The sequence below is a fragment of the Luteibacter yeojuensis genome (genome assembly GCF_011742875.1).
Classification (GTDB): domain Bacteria; phylum Pseudomonadota; class Gammaproteobacteria; order Xanthomonadales; family Rhodanobacteraceae; genus Luteibacter; species Luteibacter yeojuensis.
Genome location: NZ_JAAQTL010000004.1, coordinates 34,882 through 57,224, shown reverse-complemented (window position 1 = coordinate 57,224; position 22,343 = coordinate 34,882). Strand labels below are relative to the sequence as shown.

Sequence of the window (22,343 nt, the reverse complement as noted above, 5' to 3'; positions counted from 1 at the left end):
CTATAGCGGCTCCCACAGGGTTGTCAGGCGTCGACGTAACGGGCCGCGTCGCCCACCCAGCGCGCGATGAGGCGTTCGCAGCGGTCGGAGTGGTTTTTCATCATGGCCTCGGCCACGCGCTGCACGTCGGGCATGAGGTGGGCGTCGCGCGCCAGGTCGGCGATGCGGAACTGCAGCTGGCCGGTCTGCCGGGTGCCGAGGACTTCGCCGGGACCGCGCAGTTCCAGGTCTTTCTCCGCGATGCGGAAACCGTCGTTGGTCTCGCGCATCACCTGCAGGCGCTCCTTCGCCAGCCGCGACAGCGGCGTCTGGTAAAGCAGCACGCAGTTGGAGGCGACCGAGCCGCGCCCCACCCGGCCACGCAGCTGGTGAAGCTGGGCGAGACCGAGGCGCTCGCTGTTCTCGATCACCATGAGGCTGGCGTTCGGCACGTCCACGCCCACCTCGATGACGGTGGTGGCCACGAGGACGGCCAGCTCGCCGGCCTTGAAGGCGTCCATGACGGCCTGCTTTTCCTTCGGCTTCATACGCCCGTGGATCAGTCCCACGGCGAGATCGGGCAAGGCGGCGGCGAGCTCCGCATGCGCCACTTCCGCGGCCTGCGCGTCGAGTTGCCCGGATTCCTCGATGAGCGTGCATACCCAGTACACCTGGCGCCCCTGCATGCACGCCGCGTGGATGCGTTCCATCACGTCGTAGCGGCGCTCATTGGAGAGCGCCGCCGTCTGCACGGGCGTGCGCCCCGGCGGGAGTTCGTCGATGGACGACACGTCCAGGTCGGCATACGCGCTCATCGCGAGCGTGCGCGGGATCGGCGTGGCGGTGAGCACGAGCTGGTGCGGGATGAGGTCGCCCTCGGCGCCTTTGTCGCGCAGCGCGAGGCGCTGGTGCACGCCGAAGCGGTGCTGCTCGTCGACGATGACGAGACCGAGACGCGAGAACGCCACGCCTTCCTGCATGAGCGCATGCGTGCCGACGACGACGTGCGCGCTGCCATCCGCCGCGTGGCCCAGCGCGCTCTTGCGCGCCCTGCCCTGCACCTTGCCCGCCAGCCACTCGACCTTCAGGCCGAGCGGTTCGAGCCATGCGCGGAAATTGCGCAGGTGCTGTTCGGCGAGCAGCTCGGTCGGCGCCATCAGCGCCACCTGGTAACCGCTTTCCACCGCGGCCACCGCGGCGAGCGCGGCCACCACGGTCTTGCCGCTGCCGACATCGCCCTGCACGAGGCGAAGCATGGGATGCGGCCGCGCGAGGTCCCGCGCCACGTCCTTCGACACGCGGGCCTGTGCGCCGGTGAGCGCGAACGGCAGGCCGGCGAGCAGGCGGTCGCGCAACGTTCCCGCGCTCTTCAGCGCCGGCGCCTTGCGCTTCTTCACCGCCGCGCGCATGCGTCGCAGCGTGAGGTGCTGGGTGAGCAGTTCCTCGAAGGCGAGGCGCTTCTGCGCAGGGTGGCGTCCTTCGCCGAGCTGACGCAGGTCCACCTCGGGCGGAGGCCGGTGCACGTAGAGCAAGGCATCGCGCAACGAGGTGAGCCCGGAAGGCAGGTCCACGCCGTCCGGAATCAGCTCGAGGCGGTCGTCGGCGGGCAGGTGCGCCAGCGCGCGGGAGACCACGCCCGCCAGCCGGCGCGGCCCGAGCCCTTCGGTGGTGGGATAGACCGGCGTGAGCCGTTCGTCCACGACCACCGGCTCGTCGGCTTCGATCCGCTGGTATTGCGGATGCACCATCTCCAGGCCTTGCGGACCCTGGCGTACTTCACCGAAGCAAAGCAGGCGCGTGCCCCTGGCGAGCTGGTCCACCTGCGCCTTGCGGAAATGGAAGAAGCGCAGCAACAACACGCCCCCGGAGGCATCGCCGACGATCACCTTCAGCTGGGGGCGGAAACGGAAGCCGCGCTCGACGACATCGACGATACCCTCGACCTGGGCGCGATCGCCCGGACGCAGGTCGGCGATGGGCAGGACGCGCGTGCGATCCTCGTAGCGCAGCGGCAGGTGGAACCAGAGATCCTGCACGGTACGCAGGCCCAGCCTGCCGAGCGTTTCGACGAGCGCGGGCCCCACGCCGCCAAGCGAGGTCAGCGGCGCGCGACCCGGATCCGCCGGATCGGCGGGCATGGGCTTACGACTGCCGGCCACGGGAATCGCTGGAACCTCAGGGCAGGACGAGGATGGCGTCGACCTCGACCTGCGCGTCCCGCGGAAGCGCGGACACCTCGATGGTCGAACGCGCCGGGTACGGCTCCTGGAAGTACTCGGCCATGACGGCATTGACGGCGGCGAAGTTGGCAAGGTCCGTCACGTAGATGCCCACGCGCACAATGTCGGCGAGCTCGCCGCCGGCCGCTTCGGCCACGGCCACGAGGTTGTCGAACACGCGGCGGGTCTGCGCCGCGATGTCGCCTTCGACGAGGTTGCCGGTCGCGGGATCGAGCGGGATCTGCCCGGAGAAGTACACCGTGTTTCCGGCGCGCACGGCCTGCGAATACGGGCCGATCGCCGACGGTGCCTTATCGGTGGCGATGATGCTGCGGGTCATGGGCTGTCCTCGATGGGGAATCCGGACAGTCTAACGAGGAACCGCCCGTTGTAGGAGCCGCTATAGCGGCGAGGGGAACCTGCCTTGCCGCTTCATCGCTCCCTGGGCTTCTCGCCGCTATAGCGGCTCCTACAACTACAGCGGATGGCGATACACGCCGCTGACGACGCCGGTGCGGCGAACGCGGCGCATCACGTCGGCCAGGTGCTTGCGGTCCTTCACCTCGATGGCGAAGAGCAGCGTCGCGGCCGTGCTGTCGCGCTCGATGTACTCCACGTTCTCGATGTTCGAGCCCGCGTCGGCGATGGCCGCCGCGACGGTGGCGAGCACGCCCGGGCGGTTCAGCACCTCGATGCGCAGCTCGGCGCGGTAATCGCCGCTGACGTCGCGATCCCATTCGATGGCCACGATGCGTTCCGGCGTCTTCCGGAACTCGGCCACGTTCGGGCATTCCACGCGGTGCACCACGATACCCTTACCCGAGGAAAGGAAACCCACGATCTCGTCGCCCGGCAGCGGATGACAGCAATTGCCGAAGCTGAGCACGCCGCGCTCGGCGCCGCTGATGCGGATCTTCTCGGCGGAAGAATGCTCGCCGGCGATCGGGGCGTGTTCTTCGCGCGGACCCAGGAGGCTTACCAGCTGGGCGGCGACCTGGTCGGCGAACCGGTTGCCGAGTGCGATCTCGGAGAGCAGCTCCTCGAGACGCTTCAGCTTGGACTCCTCGAGGAAGCGGTCCAGCGCGGCCGCGGGTACCGCGTCGAGGCTGAGGCCGCGCGCGTCGAGCGCACGGTCGAGCATGCGATGGCCGAAGTCCACGGCGTCTTCGTGCTGCAGGTGCTTCAGGTACTGGCGGATCGCGGTGCGCGCCTTGCCGGTGACCACGGCCTCGAGCCAGGCCGGGTTCGGCACGGCGGACGGCGCGGTGATGATTTCCACCTGTTGGCCGGACACCAGGCGCGTGCGCAGCGGCACGAGCTTCTTGTCGACGCGGGCCGCGACGGCGTGATCGCCCACGTCGGTGTGCACCGCGTACGCGAAATCGAGCGCGGTGGCATTGCGCGGGAGCGAGAAGATCTCGCCGCGCGGCGTGAACAGGTACACCTCGTCGGGAAAGAGGTCGATCTTGACGTTCTCGAGGAACTCGGACGCCGACGGCGTGTTCGCCTGGCTGTCGGCCAGCGCGGAGAGCCATTCGCGCGCACGCGCCTGCGCGCTGTTCGCGGGACCGGAATCGCTCTTGTACGCCCAGTGCGCGGCGACGCCGCGCTCCGCCACCGATTCCATTTCCGACGTGCGGATCTGGATCTCGATGGGCGCGCCGAACGGACCGAGCAACACGGTGTGCAGCGACTGGTAGCCGTTGCCCTTGGGAATGGCGATGAAATCCTTGAAGCGACCGTCGACGGGCTTGTAGAGGCCGTGCACGGCGCCGAGCGCCATGTAGCAATGCATCGCCGTGTCGGTGATGACGCGGAAGCCGTAGACGTCCATCAGCTGCGCGAACGACTTGTGCTCGCTGCGCATCTTCGAATAGATGCTCCACGCCGACTTGATGCGGCTGACCGCGCGGCCCGGGATCTTCTCGGCGGCGAGGCGACCCTCGAGGGCCATCTCGATCTTCGCCATGGCCTCGCGGCGATTGCCGAGGGCGGCGCGGATGCGCTCGCCGATGATCCGGTGGCGGTCGGGGTAGAGCGCCTTGAAGCCGAGGTCCTGCAGTTCGGCCTTGAACTTGTTCATGCCCAGGCGCTGGGCGATCGGTGCGTAGATTTCCAGCGTCTCGCGCGCGATGCGCCGGCGCGACGCGGCGTCCTTCGCACCGAGGGTGCGCATGTTGTGCAGGCGGTCGGACAGTTTGATGAGGATGACGCGCAGGTCGCGCGCCATCGCCAGCAGCATCTTGCGGAAGCTTTCCGCATCGGCCTCGGCGCGGCTGGAGAAGCGCATCTTGTCCAGCTTGGTGACGCCGTCCACCAGCTCGGCCACGGTTTCGCCGAACGCCCCGGCAAGCTCTTCGCGACCCAGCCGGGTGTCTTCCAGCGTGTCGTGCAGGATGGCCGCGATGATGGTCTCGGCGTCGAGGCCGAGATCGGCCAGCACGTGGGCCACCGCTACCGGGTGCGTGATGTACGGCTCGCCGGACTTGCGGGTCTGCCCCTCGTGTGCCGCGGCGCCGACCAGGTAGGCGCGGCGGATGCGCATGACCTGCTCGTGCGGCAGGTAGGCGCCCACGCGCTCTTCCAGCGCCTGCACATACGGCGGCACCGGTCGGTCGTCGACCACGTCGGTCAGTTTTTTCGCAGGTATGACGTTCATGGGAGAACCTTCCGCCTCAGGCGACGGAGCCTCCCGTGCGCGGCTTCAGGAGCCGCGCGTCAGCGTGCGCAGGATGCGGATGAATGCAGGGCCGACAGCGACCCGGCGTCATCAATCATCTCCGCCCTTCGAGAGGTCGTCGTCCACTTCCGTGGCGGCCCACTCGAGGGCTTCACGCTCGGCACGCTCGCGGGCAGCGCGGTCGATCTCGTCGATCATCTCGTCGTTCACGCGACGATCGGCGATTTCGCGCAGGGCGAGCACGGTCGACTTGTCGTTGCTGGGATCGAGGGTCGGTTCGGCACCCTTGGACAGCTGGCGGGCGCGCTTGGTCGCCATGAGCACGAGCTCGAAGCGGTTGTCGACTACCTCGAGGCAGTCTTCGACGGTAATACGGGCCATTTCAAATCCTTGACATCAAAGACACTTCTGGGTGAGCAGTGTACCGGCCCGCCCCGTTGGCTGGCAATCGGGCGGGGGGTATGATGCTCTGTTCAGCCAAGACGGACGGCACTGGTGCAAATAATAATACCGCACGGTACAATAAAGAATCGCCCCACCCCCAAAGCCGCATCGATGCACCCCAAAAATCTGTCCCGGATGGTCCGTACCGCGTTTGGCGCCCTCATTGTCGCACTGTTGGCCGCCTGCCACATGGCGCCGCCGCGCACCGACGATCCGAACGAAAAGTTCAACCGCAAGGTGTACGCCTTCAACGATCAGCTCGACAAGGCGGTGATCCGCCCGGTCGCCGTCGGCTATCGCAAGGTCACGAACCCGCCGGTCCGGACGGCCATCAGCGATTTCTACACGAACATCCGCCTGCCCATCACGGTGGCCAACGACCTCCTCCAGGCCCGGCCGAAACAGGCCCTCCAGTCCACCGGCCGTTTCGTGGTCAACCTGACCATCGGCTTCCTGGGCTTCAAGGACCCGGCCAGCCTGCTCGGCATCCCGCTGGAAGAGAACGACTTCGGCGTGACCCTGGCCCGCTGGGGCGTGCCCGAGGGCGACTTCCTGATGCTGCCTTTCGTCGGCCCGACCACGGTCCGCGACGTCTGGCGCCTGCCGGTGGACAGCTACTTCTTCGACCCGATCAGCTACTACTCACGCAACCACGACTTCGAGTACGGGCAGCAGTACGTGCCCCAGTTGCTCTACCTCGTGACCCTGCGCTCGCGCGGCATCGATGCGGAGAGTTTCCTCGCCTCGGCCTACGACCCGTATGTGTTCATACGCGACGCCTATCGCCAGCAGCGTCTCTACAAGAATTACTACGGCAACCCGCCGCCGGAAGCCATCGAGAAGATGCAGGGCCTGAACGACAACCAGGATTTCGACCCGGACAAGCTGCTTGAAGAACAGCACAACTGGGAACGGAAGAACGGCCAGGAGCCGGAATAAAGAAAGGGCCCCTCGGGGCCCTTTTTCTTCGCGGCTTCATCGCTCCGTTGGCTTCTCGCCGCTATAGCGGCTCCCACAATTCAGGACAGTAGGGATTCGACGCCCGAGACGCGGGCCAGGGCCTGGAGGCCCGCCGGCGCGTTCGCCACCGAAAGCGCCCTGCCCTCGCCGCGGGCGTGCGCCAGCAGGGCCAGCACCGTGGCGAGCCCGGCGCTGTCGGCCTGGCCGACGCCGGACAGATCGAGGGAAACCTGTCGACCGCGATCCAGCTCCGCGCGAGCGGTGCTGAGCACGTCGGACGCGGTGGCGAACGTCAGCGCGCCGGACACCGCGAGGGTGTCCGGCGCCGGGTGGCCCAGCTGGAACGCCGGCCGGCTCACTGGTGTCCGCCAGCCGTCTGCTGCTTCATTTCGTCGATGGCGGCCGAGCCCTTCTGCTCCAGATCGGCCGTCAGCTTGTCGAGGCCTTCCTTCTTGATCTCGGCATCGACCTGGTTGCGGTAGTTCGTAATGTACGAGATGCCCTCGATGATCACGTCGTAGGCCTTCCAGTCGCCGCTCTTCGACTTGCGGAACGCGTAGTCGACCGAGACCGACTTGCCGTCGTCGAGCATGACCTGCGTGCGCACCACGGTGCGCTTGTTGTTGAGGTCGCCATTGAACGGCAGCACCTTCACGCGGCCGCGCGTGTAGTTGAGCAGCCCTTCCGCGTAGCGGTGGGTGATGGAGTTGTAGAACGCCTTGGCAAAGCGCTCGCGCTGCTGCGGAGTGGCCTTGGACGCGTTCTGGCCCAGCACGAGGATGGACGCGTAATCGATGTCGAAGTGCGGCAGGAACACATCGTCGATGACGGCGATGAGTTTTTCCTTGTCGTTCTTCAGCTCGGACTGGTGGCCATCGATGGCCTTGGCCAGGTCGTCGGAGATCGTGCTGACGATCGCCTGCGGAGCCGTGTCGGCCGCGGCCGCCGATGCGGAGGCGTCCTGCGCAGGGGCGGGCATGGACGCCGCCGCGGTCACGGCGAGGGCGATGGCGAGGGAAAGCTGACGCAACATGCGGTATCTCCTGAGCCGGTTATTTCTTGCCGGCGTTATCGGACGGGGCGGCGCCCTGGGCGCCACCGGACTTGTTCTCGCTCGGCGAACCGTTCACCAGGAACTTGCCGATCAGGTCTTCCAGCTGGAGCGCGGACTGCGTAAGCACGAAGCTGTCGCCGTCCGCCAGGTATTCCGGCGAGCCGCCGGGCTGGATCGCAACATACTGGCTGCCGATCAAACCGCTAGTGAATACCGCGGCCGAGGAGTCGTCCGGTATCTGGGAGTAGCGCTTGTCGATCGCAAGGGTCACGGTGGCTTCCACCGCGCCGGGCTTGACCACCACCGACTCGACGCTGCCGATGGGCACGCCGGCCATCTTCACCGCCGCGCCGGGCTGGAGGCCGCCGATATTGGTGAAGCTGCCGGTCACATGGAACGTGCCGCCCAGGCGGTCCGGGGCGCTGCCGCCGCCGAAGAACTTGCCGAGCATTTCCTCCAGCTGCTGCGCCGGGCGGGTCAGGCCGATCTCGCCGCCTTCCTTCACCGGGTTCTTCGACTGGCCGAACTGGATGCCCACGTACTGGTCGCCCAGGAGGCCGCTGGTATAGATGGTGGCGACCGAATCTTCCGGGATGTCCTTGTGGTTGTCGTCGATGGCGAGGGTGACTTTCGCCTCCTCCTTGCCCGGCACCAGGTCGATGGCCTGGACCGAACCGACGCGCACGCCGGCGACCTTCACGGGCGCGCGGACCTTGAGCTGGCCGACGTTGGCGAAGCGCGTCTCCACCGTGTAGGTGTCGCCGCCGCGGGTGTTGGCCACCGACGTGGTCTGCGTGGCGAGGTAAGCCAGGGCGGCGAAGCCGAGCACGATGAACAGGCCGGTGCCGACGGCATAGGAACGTCTCTGGGTCACGGCACGATCCTCGGGTGGGAGATGGGGAAAAGGGCGGTCATGGCGGGTCTCCGGTGCCTCAGATCAGGAACGAGGTGAGGACGAAGTCCAGCGCCAGGATGGCGATGGACGAGGCGACCACCGTGCGCGTCGTCGCATAGGCGACGCCTTCGCTGGTGGGCGGGGTGGTGTAGCCCTGGAACACCGCGATCAGCGAGACCACGATGCCGAAGGCGATGGACTTGAGCAGCACGCCGTCGACGATGTCCTTGCGGATGTCGACCGTGGCGGTCATGTTGGACCAGAAGGTGCCGTTGTCGATGCCGAGCCAGGTCACGCCGACCAGATGGCCGCCGAACACGCCCATGGCGCAGAAGACCACGCCCAGCAGCGGCAGGGCCACCACGCCGGCAAGGAAGCGCGGCGCGGCCACGTAGGCGATCGGGTCCACGGCCATCATTTCCATGGCGTCGAGCTGGTCGGTGGCGCGCATCAGGCCGATCTCGGCCGTGATCGAGGTGCCGGCGCGGCCGGCGAACAGCAGCGCGGTGACGACGGGACCCAGTTCGCGATAGATGGCGATGGCCACGACGGTGCCCGTGGCCGAGGTGCCGCCGAAGATCGAGAGCACGTCGTACAGCTGCAGGCCCAACACCATGCCGACGAACAGGCCGCAGGTCATCACGATGGTGAGGCTCATCGCGCCGACGAACCAGATTTGCCGGATCGTCTCGCGGCCATGCCGGAAGCTGCGCGGGATGGCCGCCAGGATCGTCAGGAGGAACAGCCCGCAGGCGCCGATCTGCGCCAGGCTGCGCACGACGACGTTGTCGTCCTTGCTGGTCATGCCTTGCCTCCGGGAAAACCGAGCGCGCTGGCGTAGTCGCCGGCGGGATACTGGAAGGGCACCGGGCCGTCGGCCTGGCCGCCGAAGAACTGCGCCGTCCACGGCGAGCCGTCGCCGGCCAGCGTGGCCGGGTCGCCTTGCGCCACGACCTTGCCGTTGGCGATGAGGTACACGCGGTCCGCCACCTTCTGCACCGCCGCAAGTTCGTGCGCCACCAGCACGCTGGTAAGGCCCAGCGTCTCGTTGAGCGTGCGAATGAGCAGGAGCACCTGGTTCAGCGCGATGGGGTCGAGGCCCACGAAAGGCTCGTCGTAGAGGATCAGCGCGGGATCGAAGACGATGGCGCGGGCCAGCGCCACGCGGCGTGCCATGCCGCCGGAAAGCTCGCTGGGCATGAGGCGCGCCGCACCGCGCAGGCCCACGGCCTGCAGCTTGTTCAGCACGATATTGCGGATGAGTTCTTCCGGCAGCTTCGTATGCTGGCGCAGCGGGAAGGCCACGTTCTCGAAGACATCGAAATCGGTGAGCAGCGCCGAGTTCTGGAACAGGTAACCGATCCGCTCGCGCAGCTCGAACAGCCGCTCGCGCGACAGTGCGGGCACGTTCTGCCCGTCGACCTCCACGCTGCCCGCGTCGCCGCGCATCTGCCCGGTGATGTGCTTCAGCAGCGTGGTCTTGCCGGTGCCGCTGGGGCCCATGATGGCGGTGACCCTGCCGCGCGGGATGTCGAGGTCGAGGTTGTCGAAGATGGTCTTGCCGTTGAGGACCGTGGTGAGTCCGCGCACGCGGACGATGGTGTCGTCGGTCATGGGGCGAGCAGCTCCTCGATCAGCGATTCGTGGCGACGCACCGCGAGCGGCGCGCGCAGGCGCACCGCGCGGACGATTGCCCGGAGGTCGCCAAGGGCGTCCTCGAAGCGGTCGTTCACGATGATGTAGTCGAACTCGTGCGCGTGGGCGATCTCCTCACGCGAATTGAAGAGGCGGCGTTCGATCACCTCGGGACTGTCGGAGGCCCGGCCGCGCAGGCGGCGTTCCAGTTCCACCCTCGACGGCGGCAGGATGAACACGCTCACGCATTCCGGCTTGCCCTTGCGCACCTGGCGTGCGCCCTGCCAGTCGATCTCGAGCAGCACGTCGCGGCCTTCGGCAAGGGTGCCCTCGACGACAGTGCGCGAGGTGCCGTAGAGGTTGCCGTGCACCTCGGCGTGCTCCAGGAAGATGCCGTCGACGATCTCGCGTTCGAAATCGGGACGTTCCACGAAGAAATAGTGCCGCCCGTACTCTTCGCCCAACCGGGGCGGGCGCGTGGTATGCGATATCGACAGCGAGATGTCCGGCTCGCATTCGAGCAGCGCGTTGACCAGCGTGGACTTGCCGGCGCCGGAGGGCGCGGCCACCACGAACAGGGTGCCTTCGGTCATCCGCGGGTAACTCGTTGGTGGTACATGGCTCGCTCCCGGTGGCACCGGCGCACCGACCGGGTCGGTTTCGGCACGCATCCTGTTGTGCAAAATAGGGATTGTACCGGGTTTCGGGATTCCGTGAATCGGTTACCTCGGCAACGATCATGTGCCATCAGTCATGCGGCAAAACCCTTTAAAAAAGGGCTCGAAACGCAGTTCGATTACGCGCGTTTAATGGCCGCCGGAGCATCCTCGATCATGCGTCGGGACGATGCCCGGCGCGGGACCGGCCCACCGATCTACGCTCGCCTCTTAGGCCTTCCGCCGTGGGCGAGGACGCGAGACCCGGCTCGCCCATCCGCTTCCGCACGAAATCGTGCATCGAGGCATGGCCATGTATGTCGCCCTTACCATGAATGCGCTCAACTATTATCCGCACAAGCTGGAGTTCGAGACCGTGCGGCACGTGGACGCGATCCGTCGGCACAACTGGTCGCCGGGCTACTACGCCATTGGCGACGACGCCGCGCTGGGTCACAGCCTGGATGAGATTGCGGCCGGCGAACTCGCCCAGCAGGGGTCTCCGGCGGAACCGCGTCAGGCCTCGCCCGACGCGGACCTCGAAACGGCTTAGGGAGCCTCCGGGGCATCCCCGGGACGCTTGTAGACCACGCCGCCCTTCATCACGAAGCTCACGTGGGCAAGCCTGCCGATGTCCCGGGTGGGATCGCCCGGGACGGCGATGATGTCGGCGTCGAGACCGCTGCGCAGCTGGCCGATACGGTCCTGCTGGCGCAGCACCTTCGCGTCGACCGCGGTGGCGGCCAGCAATGCCTGCGCGGGCCGCATGCCGTCGCGCACCATCCACTCCAGCTCCTTGTAATTGGTGCCGTGGGTGAACACACCCACGTCGCTTCCGTTGCCGATGGTCACGCCCGCGTCCAGGGCCGTCTTGAACGCCCTGGCCGACTTCCGCATGTCCTCCGTCGGCGGCTGGCCGGGTTTCCAGCCACCGAAATACTCGGCGTAGGCCGCGCTCGCTTCCAGCGTCGGCATGTAGGCGACGCCATGCTTCTTCATGAGCGCGAAGACCTCGGGAGTACCGTCGTAACCATGCTCGATGGTGTCGACACCCGCCAGCACGGACCGGCGCATGCCTTCCGCCGTGCTTGAATGCACCGCCACCGGCAGGCCGAGCGAGTGCGCCATGTCGACGCCCGCCTTCAGTTCCTCTTCGGTGAACGTGGGCATCGAGCCCTTGCTCTTGCCGCAGTGGTAGTCGGCGTAGATCTTGATCCAATCGGCCCCGTGCGCCGCCTGGTCGCGCACGGCATCGATCATCTGCGCGGCGCCGCTCACGGGAATGCCGCCCTGCGGCAGGTCGATGTCGTCGCGGAAGCCCAACGGGCCCGGTCCATAGCAATGCGCCGCGACGGTCGCGCGCGTGGCGACGAAGAGGTGCGGCCCGGGGATGAGGCCCTTGTCGATCGCGCGCTGCACGTCGACGTCCGCGTAGCCCGCGCCTTCGGTGCCGAGATCGCGCAAGGCGGTGAAACCGCTCATGAGCGTATCGCGTGCGTGCTTCACGGCTCCGATGGTGCGGAAGGCGAGCGTCTCCTTCAGCACCTGGTCGTTCCAGAGGGTTTCGTTATAGGGATGCAGGAAGACGTGGGAGTGCGCGTCGATGAGACCGGGCAGGAGCGTCGTGCCCGGCAGGTCGATGGTGCGGGTTCCGGCCGGGGCGGAGACCTTTGCCGCGGGTCCGACGTCGGCGATCTTGTCGCCCTGCACGAGGACCACCCAGCCTTCGTGCGTCTGCTCGTCACGTGCATCGAAGACGCGATCGGCCTTGAGCAGGACAGGGCCTGTGGGCACGGGGGCTTCGGCGGCTATGGCAGCCGCCGGCAACAGCGACAGGCCGAGCCAGGCCAGGAGCTTCGTTTGTCGAGCCATCGCGCTTCTCTCCCCCTGGAAAACGGCAATATGACTGCAACGACCGCGCAGATTCAACGCCGGCAGGAACTTGCGGCGGCCTCTGCAGGAGCCGCCATGGCGGCGAGGCAATCCTGCGGCGGTGTCGCGAGGTTTCCTCGCCGCCATGGCGGCTCCTACAGGGAGTCGGCCGGCGTCATTCGCCCGGGTGGTACGTGCGCTCCGTGTGGCCTTGCAGGTCTTCCGGCCAGAAGTACACCTTGCGGAGATTGCCGGTCGTATAGCGCTCGGCCTCGTCGTTGAAATGGTTCGACGACGGGTCGCCGCTTTCGCCGCCCGCGGTGATCGCGCGCGCGCTGACCTTGGGCCCGAATTCCACCACGGCGACGAAGCTGTTGCCGCTCGTGCCGTAATAGCGCTTCGTGCCGGGCCAGCGGTGGGCGCCGAACGATGCCAGCGAGCCCCATCGCGACGAGGTAAACGGCACGGGGATGCTCGGCTTCGCATCGTCGAAACGCTGCTTGAGGGCACCGTCCACGCGCTGGAAGCGGTTCACTTCCCCCCAGGGCACGCCCCAACTCCCGAAGTCCCGCTCCAGACGGTCGGCGGCCTCGGCCAGTGCACCGAGCCGCGCCTTCGGACCGGCCTTCTCGGCCATCACGTCGTACACGGAAAGGCCTTCGGCGGTGTCGAGCTTGCTCGCCTTGTCCCAGAGGATATCGCCCCAGAACACCGCGAGCGACGTCGGCATCGACGCGATGCCCCAGCGATAGTCCCAGGTGCGCAGCAGCGCGACCGGACCCGCGAGCGTCTGCTTCATCGGATCGCTGGCCGGCAGCGCATCGTAGTCCGCGATGAGGATCGGCAATTGTCGCGCGAACGCCGGCAGGTACGGATCGAAGGCGGCATCGATGAGCGATGCGAGGGTGAAGCCCTTGCGACCCGTGAGCACGCGCGTCGCATGCAAACCGCGCGGATTCTCGCCGACCGAATCCATGTAGCGCGGAAAATCCGCCGGCTTCGGGCTGTCCGGGCCGGCGGCCGAGTACGGCCAGTCGTTCGTATTGAAGGCCCAGCCCGTCGCGGGGTTGAACACGTGCGGCGCTCTGTCAAGCGGCAGCAGGCCCTGCCAGTCGGTGTCCGGATTGCTGCCGTCCACTGGCTTCGTATAGTCGAAGCGGTCGTCGCGCTTCGGGATGAACTGCGGATGCAGGTAGGCGATATTGCCCTTGTCGTCCGCGTAAAGCGTGTTGTTCGACGAGTTCGCCTTGAACTCCGCCACCTTCATGTAGGCGGCGTAATCGTTGGCCTTGGTACGCAGCCAGCTTTGCTGCAAGGCCTCCAGCGGCTTGTTCATCAGCGCCTCGGCGATCCACTTGTCGCCGTCCGCGCGAACGATGGGGCCGTGGTGCGTGGCGTAGGTCGTGAAGCGGCGTTCGATGAGCGAACCATCCGCCGCACGCACGGGCACGACGATCTCGCGTACCGTCACCGGCCGCAGCGCCTTGCCGTAGCGATAGAACAGCTTGCCGCCCTTGTGCTCGATGGTTTCGGCGAACTCGTCGACGACATCGGCACCGGTCGAGGTATGCATCCAGCCGATGTGCCTGTTGAAACCCTGGTAGATGAAGAACTGGCCCCAGGTGACCGCGCCATACGCATCCAGGCCCTCGTCGCTCGACATCTGCAATTCGGAGCGGAAGAAGAAAGAGGTGTGCGGATTGATCAACAGGAGCGCGTGACCGCCGGCCGTGAGTTTCGGCGCGATGGCGATGCCGTTGGATCCGGAAGGCTCGGCCCAGCTGGAGGGCGGCACGAACTGTGCGAGCGCGCCGGCCGGATCCTTGCCGTAGAACGCCTGCAAACCCGAGGGCTTCACGCGTTCGATGTCGCCGCCGATGCTGCCCTCGCTGAAGCCGAGCGCCATCCACGGCTCGAAATGCCCGATGACGCGTGGGTGCACGTCGGGATGCGTCGCGAGGTAATAGTTGAGTCCATCGGCCCACGCATCCATCAATCCCTTCAGCCATGAAGGTGCGCGCGCGTACATCGATTTGAGCTGCGCCTCGTCGACGAACAGGCGCTGGCGCAGATCGGTCCACAGCGCGGATTCACCCTCGGCCTGCGCCATCCAGCCCAGCGATGTGAGGTAATTCGTCTCGATGCGATTGAAGTCGTCTTCGGCCTGGGTATAGGCCATGCCGAAGACCGCATCGGCGTCGCGCTTGCCGTGCACGTGGGCAATGCCCCAGTCGTCGCGTATCACGGTGACCGCGGCCGCCTCTTTCTTCCAGCGCGCCGCATCCGTCGCCGTCGGGCTCGCGAGGGCGACGGGACTGGCAAGGACCAGGGCGACGAAAAGAGCGTGCCGGCGAAGGATCATCGGGATAGTTGCCATGGTAGCGATCGCCGATGCTAGCCCCTCTCCAGCTTGCCAGGTCAAGTGCCGGACGCTCCTCGACCTATCTTCCCGCTCCCGGAAATTCGACCACCGCGCCTTCGGCGGGCCGCCGCCCCGCCGTCGTCGCTGGCTCGGCTCCGTCGTGCGACCACGGCAGGCCCTTGCCGAAATCGTCGAGCGAAGCGTACCGCCCGACCACGGTGGCGTCGCGCACAAGGTACGGCACGCCGTCGCCCGACATCGGGCCGGCTCCCGTGCTCACATGGAGATGCAGGTGCGGTCCCGTCGAGTTCCCCGTGTAACCAAGCGAACCGATCACCTGGCCGACCACGACGTGCTCGCCGCGACGGACGCGGATGCTGCCGGGCTTCAGGTGCTCGTAGTGCGCGTACAAGCCATCGCCCAGCGAGAGCGAGACGAAATTCCCGCTCGCTTCGAGGCCGGGATACTTGCGGTTCTCCAGCACGGGGCTCTCCGCCATGCCGTCGTGCGCATCGACCACGGTGCCGCTGGCGACGGCGAGGACATCGCGGCCGTAGCCGTACCAGTTCGCCACCTTCTCTTCGTCGCCCCGGTACAGGCCGCCCTTCTCGCCCACGAGCATCCAGTCGATCGCGAAGCGCTGGGGAATGCCCGTCGAGCCGTCTCCGCTCGAGATCACGCGGCGATGGCCACGCGGCGCGGCCACCGTGTATACCGCGACCCAGGGACCTTTTCTTACCGGCGGCGCGAGCACCGGCAACGGCTGGGTGGCGAGGACGCTGCGGCCGCCCGTCTCGCATCCGGCCACTGCCGTCGCATCGTTCGCGACGCGGAAGCAGACGACGTGCGCGATCGCCCGTGGCGGCGGGCCGGCACGAAGCGGCACCTCGAGGTAAACGATCCGCGCCGCGCCCGGTGGCAGGACCGGCGATGCCTGCGACGCCCCCGGGAGAGCGATGCGATCCGCCAGTGCCTTCCCCTCCCAGTGCGCGAGCGCATCGCCAGGCACCGCCGCGTCGACCGCATCCAGTCGCACCACTTCCACGGGCGAACGACCGGTGTTGGCAAGGTGCAGTTCGTAGACCAGCCACGACTTTCCCGCCATGGGGAAAGGCCACGGAGGCACCGCGACCTTGGCTTGCACGGTCGACGCGTCGGCGGCGGACGCCGCGACGGCGGGAAGACCGGCGACGATGCATGCGACGAACAGCGACAGCGGGACCACGGCGGCCTTCTTCATGACAGTGATGTCATCCATGCGCTCCCGGGAAGCTAAGCGGCAAGTCTTCACCGGGTCCGTCCGGATTTCCAGTGCCTGGCCGGTGTCGACCGGGCCGTTCAGCGGTGTTTCTGGATCAATGCATGCAGACGATGGCAGGCATCGGGTATCCGTGCTTCGTTGGCGGTAGCGATGCCGAGCAGCAGTCCGCGCTCCGGCCGGCTGCCGGGATCGAACCATCGGCTCAGGGGTTCCGGCGCGAGCCCCAGCTCGCGCGCCTCTCCTGCGATGGCCAGGTCCGGCGTGCCGTCCGGAAGGCGCAGCACCACGCTGAGCCCGCCAATACGCACATCGTAGCCTTGGCCCTCCAGTGTCGTTCTCAGCAATTCGCCGCGCTCGGCATAGATGCGTTTCATCCGGCGCAGGTGCCGCATGTAATGCCCTTCGCGCATGAATTCCGCGATGGCGTTCTGGACGGCGGGGCTGGGCGCCGAGCCCAGGCACATCACGACCTCGTTGAACCGGTCGACGAGCGCGGGCGGAACGACGACGAAACCCAGGCGAAGCGACGGGCTTACCGTCTTGCTGAACGAGCCGATATGGATCACCCGCCCGAAACCGTCCAGCGAGGCCAGTGCGGGGGCGGCACGACGTTTCAGCTGGAGCTCGCCAAGATAATCGTCCTCGATGATCCAGGTGCCGTTGCGCGCGGCCCATTCGATCAGCTGGACCCGCCTGCGCAGGGACAACGTCGGGCCGAGCGGCGCCTGTTGTCCGGGTGTCAACAGAACCACGGAGGCATCGGATCCGTTCGCGATGCCGTAGTCGATGTCGATGCCTTCCTCGTCCACCGGCACCGGTATCGGCGCAAGGCCCGCGAGTTCGAGCGCGCGACGGCTCTGGAAGAAGCCGGGGTCCTCCATCCATGCCTTGCCGCCCTCGACTTCGAGCAACCTGATGACATGGGCGAGGGCACCGGTGAACCCAGCCGTGATGAAGACCTGCGACGGACGGCAGTCCAGCCCCCGGGCCAGCGCGAGGTGCGCCGCGATCTCCCGCTTCAGGGCCGCTTCGCCGCGCGGGTCGGGATACACCGCCGGCGCGGCGACCTCCGCACGCGCGGCTTGCGCGCGCAGGCGGGCGAGCAGCCCCACCGGAAGACAATCCGACGCCGGTACGCCCATCTGGAACGTGGATTGCGGGGCGACGAGATGCGCGTACTGCGCGGGGGTGTCGTCGGCCTCGATGGGACGGACCACGGCCCCCGCCCGTACCGGGTGATCGGCCACCCGCGTGCCGCCCGAACCGGACGAAACGACCACTTGCTCGTCGGCCAGCCGCTCGTAGGCGGACTTCACGGTGCCGCGCGCCACGCCGAGCTGCGCCGCGAGGGTCAGCCACGAGGGCAGCCGGGCACCGGGGGCCAGCGCGCCGCTCTCGATAGCGGCCAGGACGCCAAGACGGATCTGCTCGGCAAGCGTCGTGCTGGCCGCGCGATCGAGCTTGATGTCCAGTCGGGGCGTCATGCCGCCATGGTACATCCGACGCGGGCATTCCTGGTTCTTTTAGGTGCACTACAGGCGGCGCAAGATGTCACATCCCCACGGAGTCATCCCATGAAAGCGAATCGATTCCTCGCCGCCCTCGCCGCCCTCGCCGCCACGGCCGCGTTGTCGCTGGCGACCGCCGCCACTGCCCACGGCGCGGGCGACAACGTCAAGCCGAACTTTTCCCACGCCATTCCCAACATCCCCGGCAAGACGCTCACCGCGGTGGAAGTCACCTACCCGCCCGGCGGCGCCAGCCAGCCGCATACGCACGCGAAGTCGGCGTTCATTTACGCCTACGTCGTTTCGGGTGCCATCGAAAGCAAGGTGGACGACGGTCCGGCACGCGTCTACAAAGCAGGCGAGTCCTTCTACGAACAGCCAGGCCAGCACCATGGCGTGAGCCGCAACGCCAGCAAGACCGAGCCGGCGAAGCTGCTCGCGGTGTTCGTGGTCGACAGCAGCGAAACGACGCTCACCACGCCGGACAAGTGAGATGGGCGCGATGAACCGATCCATCTTCCGCCTGGGCGTGGCGATCCCGGACAGCCGCGTGGCCCGCGAGGCGGCGGAACTGCTGCGCGACACCGGACACAACCTGCTCTTCCAGCACTCTCATCGCGTGTATTTCTGGGCGGCGCTGATGGGCAAGCGCGAAGGACTCGCCTACGATCCCGAGCTCCTCTACGTCGCGGCGATGTTCCACGACCTTGGCCTCACGGCGCATTATCAGCGCAGCCGCCTGCGCTTCGAAGTGGACGGTGCCAACGCGGCACGCGACTTCCTGCGCAGCCATGGCGTGCCCGAAGCCGATGCGCAGAAGACCTGGGGCGCGATCGCCTTCCACACGACCCCGGGCATTCCCGAATTCCTGCACGCGGAAGCCACCCTGCTCCACGTGGGCGCGGGCATGGACGTGGCCGGACGTCACTACACGCAGTTCACCGACGAGGAACTCGACGCCGTCACCCAGGCGTATCCTCGCGAGAAAACCTTCAAGAACGACATCATCGACACGTTTTACGAAGGCATGAGGCATCGCCCCGAGAGCACGTTCGGCACGTTCAACGACGACTTCCTGGCCTGCCGGGACCCGGATTTCCGGCGCGTGGACATCTGCAGCGTCATCGCCGCATCGCCCTGGGCACACTGATCCTCAGGTCATCGCAGGTGCCGCCAGCGCATACGCGATCGCGGCGCGCACCGCCGCCACCTGCGCATCGTTGCATTGCTGCGGCGTCGCTCGCGGACTGTCCGGATAGACCTCGGTGGTGGTCGTGTAGCGCGCGCCGGTGATACCGGCGCAGAGGCCAAGCGCCTTCAATGCGTACTCGATGACGCCGGGCGCCACCTGCGGCGAACCGATGATTTCGCCCCTGGCATCCGCCGGGGCGATGTGGGTGACCTTCGCCACCGCCTCGATCACCGCCTGCTGGAAAGCGGGCTGCGGATTCTCCGTGTCGTCGACGAGGTAGAAACCGTCGGGAATCTCGCCCGGCTCGAAGGGCTTGCCGTCGCGCGCGGCCAGCGCCGGGCGGAATTCGGATTCGTCGGAATCGGTCGTCTCGTGCAGGTCGATGTGCATGAGGACGCGGCCGTGCAGCGGTGCCAGCAGGTTCACCAGCGCGGCGGCCTCGCCCGAGGGACTGCCCTCGCGGAAATTCCGGTTCGGATCGATGGCGTCCGGATTCCAGCGGTGGATACGCTCGTAAGCCCAGGGGCTGACGCAGGGTACAACGAGAACGTTGGCGCGACCCGCGTAGTCGCCGCCGTGATCGCGCAGGAATTGCAGGGCGCCGTGCACACCGCTGGTTTCGTAACCGTGCACGCCACCTGTGACCAGCATGACCGGCAGATCGTCGCGCCAGTCGAGGGTGCGGACCGCGAGCAAGGGGAAGCGCTCGCCGTCATAGTCCAGCTTGCCGTATCCGGAGATGTCGAAGCGTTCGCGCAGGGAATCGATTGCCCGGAGGACATCCTGCCCGAAGTCGCGCCGCTTCACCTGGCGCGAACGCCATGTGGCGATCTCGGCGGCACCCCAGGGCTTTCCGGGCGTACCGATGGCATACGGCGTCTGCTGGTTCACGGGCGCATCTCGTCTGGTGGAGCGGCATTCTAACCACGCCACCCCATCGAGGCGAAAAGCCCGCGAAACATCGCCCCTCCCCCGCGCTTACATGCGTGCGGGCACCCGGATACCAAGCACATCGAGCGCGACAGTGAGGACACCGAGCGTCAACCGCGCAAGCGCCAGTCGCGAGGCACGCTCGCCGGCACCCGGTGCAGCGAGCACGGGGCATTCGGCGTAGAAGCGGCTGAACGCCTGCGCCAGTTCGTAGGCGAAGTCGGCGATCACGTTCGGCGCGTAACCCGAAGCCGACGACTCGACCACCTCGGGAAAACGGGCGCACAGCAATACGAGCTGGCGCTCGGCCTGCTCCTTCACCTCGATGTCGCCGGCCGCGACACCTTCGCGCGAAGCCTTCTCGAGGATCGACGCGATGCGCACGCAGGCGTACTGCACGTAGGGTCCGGTGCGCCCCTCGAAAGACACCATGCGCTCGGCGTCGAAGATGTAACCCGAGGTCCGGTAGGTCGAGAGATCGGCGAATTTCACGGCGGCGATGCCGATGGCCGCCGCGAGTTCGGGATCGCTTTCGTCCTGTCGCGAGCGCGCTTTGTCCAGCGCATCCGCGAGGAGGTCGCGCAGTTGTGCCACGCCGCCGTCGCGGGTCTTGTACGGCTTCCCGTCGGCTCCGTTCACGGTACCGAAGCCGACGTGGACCAGCTCGGTCCCGTCGGCGAACCCCGCCACCCTGGCCGCACGGAAGACCTGGGCGAAATGCAGCGACTGGCGCTGGTCGACGACATAGACGATGCGCGACGGATGGTGGCGCCGCTGCCTGTCGAGGATCGTCGCCAGATCGGTGGTCGCGTACAGGGACGCGCCGTCCGACTTCTCGAGCAGCAGCGGCGGCATGGGCGATTCATCGTCCTCCCGGGCCACGTCGATCACCAGCGCGCCGTCGCTGCGAACGGCCACGCCGCGCGCGACCAGGTCGGCGACCATGTCGGGAATCAGCGGCTGGACATGGCTTTCGCCGAGCAGTTCGTCGAAGTGCGCGTCGAGCGTGGCGAAATCCTTCGCCTGCGCTTCCAGCGAAACGCGACGCACGACTTCCCATATGCGCATGTGCCGCTCGCTGCCCGCCTGCAGGGCGGCCGTGGCGGCGCGCGCGACGGCCATACGCTCGGGATCGGCCTTGCATGCGGCGGCCACGCGCGGGTAGAGCTCCTGCAAGGTCTGCATGTCGAACGGCGGGTCGTCGCGCCACGGGCCGTCCTCGGCAAGCTCGGGCCAGGCGACCAGCGCTTCGGAGATCAGCATGCCCATCTGCAGGCCCCAGTCGCCCAGGTGCACATCGCCGATGACGCGATGTCCCTGGGCCTGGAGGATGCGCCGCAGGCTTTCGCCCAGCACCAGCGAGCGGAGGTGACCGACATGCAATGGCTTGGCGACGTTGGGACCACCGAAGTCGATGACGATCGTCTCGGCCGGCTGGGCCACGATGCCGCCGCGGGGAGCGGCGGCCTGCGTCGCCGCGAAATGCGAGAGCACGCGGTCGGAGAGCGTGAGGTTGATGAAGCCGGGGCCCGCGACATTGATGTTCGCGAAATCGTCCAGCGCTTCGAGTTTCGCCGCCACGGCGGCCGCGAGTTCGCGGGGCGGGCGTTTCAGCCGGCCGGCCAGCGGCATGATGGCGTTGCATTGCAGGTCGCCGAGTTCGGGGCGCTGCGCGGGTACGGCGCGCACGCCTTCCGTCTCGAGGCCGCAGGCGGCGAATGCGTTGGCAAGGAGGTTGTCGACATGCGCGAACAACGTGGCGCCGGCGGGCGAAGACATAGCGGGAATTCCGTGTGGGTGAGCGGCGGGACGATCCGGGAGCGGTCGAGGCTCACTCGATGTTCTGCACCTGCTCGCGCATCTGTTCGATCAGCACCTTCAGCTCCACCGCGGCGTTCGTGGTGCGCGAATCGACCGACTTCGACCCCAGGGTGTTCGCCTCGCGGTTGAATTCCTGCATGAGGAAGTCGAGGCGGCGGCCCACCGGCTCCTTCAGCGCCAGCACGCGGCGCGCCTCGGCGATGTGGGTGGCGAGGCGGTCGAGTTCCTCGTCCACGTCCATGCGGGTGATCTGCAGCACCAGTTCCTGTTCGAGGCGGCCCGGGTCCGTGGGCTGGCGGATATCGGCAAGACGGGATTCGAGGCGGGCGCGCAGCGCGGTACGGATCTCGGGAAGCCAACCGCGCACGTCCGCGACGATCTTCTCGACGCCGTCGAGGCGCTCGCGCAGGATCTCGCCCAGCTTGGTGCCTTCGCGGCCGCGCGTGTCGCCCAACACCGCCAAGGCCCGGTCGAGCACGTCAAGCAGGGCGGCCTGCATCGCGTCGGCGTCCGCCTCGGGCTGCTGGAGCACGCCGGGGAAGCGGAGCAGTTCGGTGAACTGGACGCTCATGCGCGGGAAACGCTGTTCGAGGTCCAGGGACAGCTCGGAGAGGCGGGAGAGCAGCGAGGCATTGATGCGCAGGCCCTCGCCCGAACCCGGCTCGGCGCGCAGGCGCACGGTGACATCCACCTTGCCGCGCGACAGGCGGGTGGCGATGCGCTCGCGCAGGGCGCTTTCGAAGCCGCGCATCTCGTCCGGGAGGCGCGGGCTGATCTCGAGGTAGCGATGATTGACGGTCCGCAGCTCGCAGGTGAGCGTGCCGGACGGGCCGGCGTGCTCGGCGGAGGCATAGGCGGTCATGCTGCGGATCATC

Annotated in this window: 21 protein-coding genes; 4 read left to right on the top strand and 17 right to left on the bottom strand. The window is 67.4% G+C overall.

Features of this window, described 5'->3' with window-relative positions:
- Positions 1-23 precede the first annotated feature (23 nt).
- The 4 genes from recG to rpoZ all read right to left on the bottom strand — a co-directional run bounded on the left by recG (position 24) and on the right by rpoZ (position 5,259).
- Entirely contained in the window at positions 24-2,117 is a 2,094-nt protein-coding gene (gene recG, locus HBF32_RS18890; RefSeq protein ID WP_166701397.1) for an ATP-dependent DNA helicase RecG, read from the bottom strand.
- Between the two features lie 37 nt (positions 2,118-2,154).
- Positions 2,155-2,538 carry a RidA family protein gene (locus HBF32_RS18885; protein ID WP_166701362.1) on the bottom strand — a complete coding sequence of 128 codons (384 nt, stop codon included), beginning with the start codon at positions 2,536-2,538 and terminating at the stop codon, positions 2,155-2,157.
- Between the two features lie 135 nt (positions 2,539-2,673).
- Positions 2,674-4,857, bottom strand: a complete 2,184-nt coding sequence (locus HBF32_RS18880; protein ID WP_166701361.1) for a RelA/SpoT family protein — start codon at positions 4,855-4,857, stop codon at positions 2,674-2,676.
- A gap of 111 nt (positions 4,858-4,968) precedes the next feature.
- Positions 4,969-5,259, bottom strand: coding sequence for a DNA-directed RNA polymerase subunit omega (gene rpoZ / locus HBF32_RS18875; RefSeq protein ID WP_166701360.1), 291 nt, complete (start codon positions 5,257-5,259; stop codon positions 4,969-4,971).
- A 198-nt stretch (positions 5,260-5,457) separates the two neighbouring features.
- On the opposite strand from rpoZ, the gene HBF32_RS18870 reads away from it, so the two are divergent.
- Complete coding sequence (locus HBF32_RS18870) at positions 5,458-6,261, top strand: MlaA family lipoprotein (protein ID WP_166701359.1); 804 nt, start codon at positions 5,458-5,460, stop codon at positions 6,259-6,261.
- Positions 6,262-6,341: 80 nt separating this feature from the next.
- On the opposite strand, the gene HBF32_RS18865 is transcribed toward HBF32_RS18870, so the two are convergent.
- Genes HBF32_RS18865 through gmk form a run of 6 tightly spaced genes read right to left on the bottom strand, consistent with a single transcriptional unit; the run spans position 6,342 to position 10,459 of the window.
- Positions 6,342-6,641, bottom strand: coding sequence for an STAS domain-containing protein (locus tag HBF32_RS18865; protein ID WP_166701358.1), 300 nt, complete (start codon positions 6,639-6,641; stop codon positions 6,342-6,344).
- The gene (locus HBF32_RS18860) at positions 6,638-7,315 is read right to left on the bottom strand and encodes an MlaC/ttg2D family ABC transporter substrate-binding protein (protein ID WP_166701357.1); all 678 of its coding nucleotides are present in this window, start codon (positions 7,313-7,315) and stop codon (positions 6,638-6,640) included. Before HBF32_RS18860 ends, HBF32_RS18865 begins: the two co-directional genes overlap by 4 nt.
- 19 nt (positions 7,316-7,334) lie before the next feature.
- On the bottom strand, positions 7,335-8,210 hold the full coding sequence (mlaD, locus tag HBF32_RS18855) for an outer membrane lipid asymmetry maintenance protein MlaD (protein WP_166701356.1): 876 nt from the start codon (positions 8,208-8,210) through the stop codon (positions 7,335-7,337).
- A gap of 58 nt (positions 8,211-8,268) precedes the next feature.
- Positions 8,269-9,036: a lipid asymmetry maintenance ABC transporter permease subunit MlaE gene (mlaE, locus tag HBF32_RS18850; RefSeq protein ID WP_166701355.1), complete on the bottom strand. Its 768-nt coding sequence runs from the start codon at positions 9,034-9,036 to the stop codon at positions 8,269-8,271.
- Positions 9,033-9,845 carry an ABC transporter ATP-binding protein gene (locus HBF32_RS18845; RefSeq protein ID WP_166701354.1) on the bottom strand — a complete coding sequence of 271 codons (813 nt, stop codon included), beginning with the start codon at positions 9,843-9,845 and terminating at the stop codon, positions 9,033-9,035. The genes mlaE and HBF32_RS18845 overlap by 4 nt, the downstream gene beginning before the upstream one ends.
- Entirely contained in the window at positions 9,842-10,459 is a 618-nt protein-coding gene (gene gmk, locus HBF32_RS18840; protein WP_166701353.1) for a guanylate kinase, read from the bottom strand. Before gmk ends, HBF32_RS18845 begins: the two co-directional genes overlap by 4 nt.
- 376 nt (positions 10,460-10,835) lie before the next feature.
- Between gmk and HBF32_RS18835 the strand changes: the two genes are divergently transcribed.
- A complete protein-coding gene (locus tag HBF32_RS18835) occupies positions 10,836-11,075 on the top strand; it encodes a hypothetical protein (protein ID WP_166701352.1) in 240 nt (79 codons plus the stop codon).
- Here HBF32_RS18835 and HBF32_RS18830 read toward each other — a convergent pair.
- From HBF32_RS18830 to pdxR, 4 genes are all read right to left on the bottom strand, one after another.
- On the bottom strand, positions 11,072-12,394 hold the full coding sequence (locus HBF32_RS18830; RefSeq protein WP_166701351.1) for an amidohydrolase family protein: 1,323 nt from the start codon (positions 12,392-12,394) through the stop codon (positions 11,072-11,074). The two genes, HBF32_RS18835 and HBF32_RS18830, sit on opposite strands and share 4 nt — an antisense overlap.
- A gap of 175 nt (positions 12,395-12,569) precedes the next feature.
- Positions 12,570-14,771 (bottom strand): penicillin acylase family protein, encoded by a 2,202-nt coding sequence (locus HBF32_RS18825; RefSeq protein WP_166701350.1) that lies wholly within the window; start codon positions 14,769-14,771, stop codon positions 12,570-12,572.
- A 64-nt stretch (positions 14,772-14,835) separates the two neighbouring features.
- A complete protein-coding gene (locus HBF32_RS18820; protein ID WP_166701349.1) occupies positions 14,836-16,014 on the bottom strand; it encodes a M23 family metallopeptidase in 1,179 nt (392 codons plus the stop codon).
- Positions 16,015-16,094: 80 nt separating this feature from the next.
- Positions 16,095-17,501: a MocR-like pyridoxine biosynthesis transcription factor PdxR gene (gene pdxR / locus HBF32_RS18815; RefSeq protein WP_166701348.1), complete on the bottom strand. Its 1,407-nt coding sequence runs from the start codon at positions 17,499-17,501 to the stop codon at positions 16,095-16,097.
- A gap of 90 nt (positions 17,502-17,591) precedes the next feature.
- On the opposite strand from pdxR, the gene HBF32_RS18810 reads away from it, so the two are divergent.
- Positions 17,592-18,017 carry a cupin domain-containing protein gene (locus tag HBF32_RS18810; protein ID WP_166701347.1) on the top strand — a complete coding sequence of 142 codons (426 nt, stop codon included), beginning with the start codon at positions 17,592-17,594 and terminating at the stop codon, positions 18,015-18,017.
- A gap of 10 nt (positions 18,018-18,027) precedes the next feature.
- The gene (locus tag HBF32_RS18805; protein WP_166701346.1) at positions 18,028-18,675 is read left to right on the top strand and encodes an HD domain-containing protein; all 648 of its coding nucleotides are present in this window, start codon (positions 18,028-18,030) and stop codon (positions 18,673-18,675) included.
- A 3-nt stretch (positions 18,676-18,678) separates the two neighbouring features.
- Here HBF32_RS18805 and HBF32_RS18800 read toward each other — a convergent pair whose 3' ends face one another.
- From HBF32_RS18800 to HBF32_RS18790, 3 genes are all read right to left on the bottom strand, one after another.
- Complete coding sequence (locus tag HBF32_RS18800) at positions 18,679-19,608, bottom strand: M14 family metallopeptidase (protein WP_166701345.1); 930 nt, start codon at positions 19,606-19,608, stop codon at positions 18,679-18,681.
- 87 nt (positions 19,609-19,695) lie between these two features.
- Positions 19,696-21,426 (bottom strand): arginine--tRNA ligase, encoded by a 1,731-nt coding sequence (gene argS, locus HBF32_RS18795; protein WP_166701344.1) that lies wholly within the window; start codon positions 21,424-21,426, stop codon positions 19,696-19,698.
- Between the two features lie 52 nt (positions 21,427-21,478).
- A complete protein-coding gene (locus HBF32_RS18790; protein WP_166701343.1) occupies positions 21,479-22,342 on the bottom strand; it encodes a YicC/YloC family endoribonuclease in 864 nt (287 codons plus the stop codon).
- Position 22,343 lies beyond the last annotated feature (1 nt).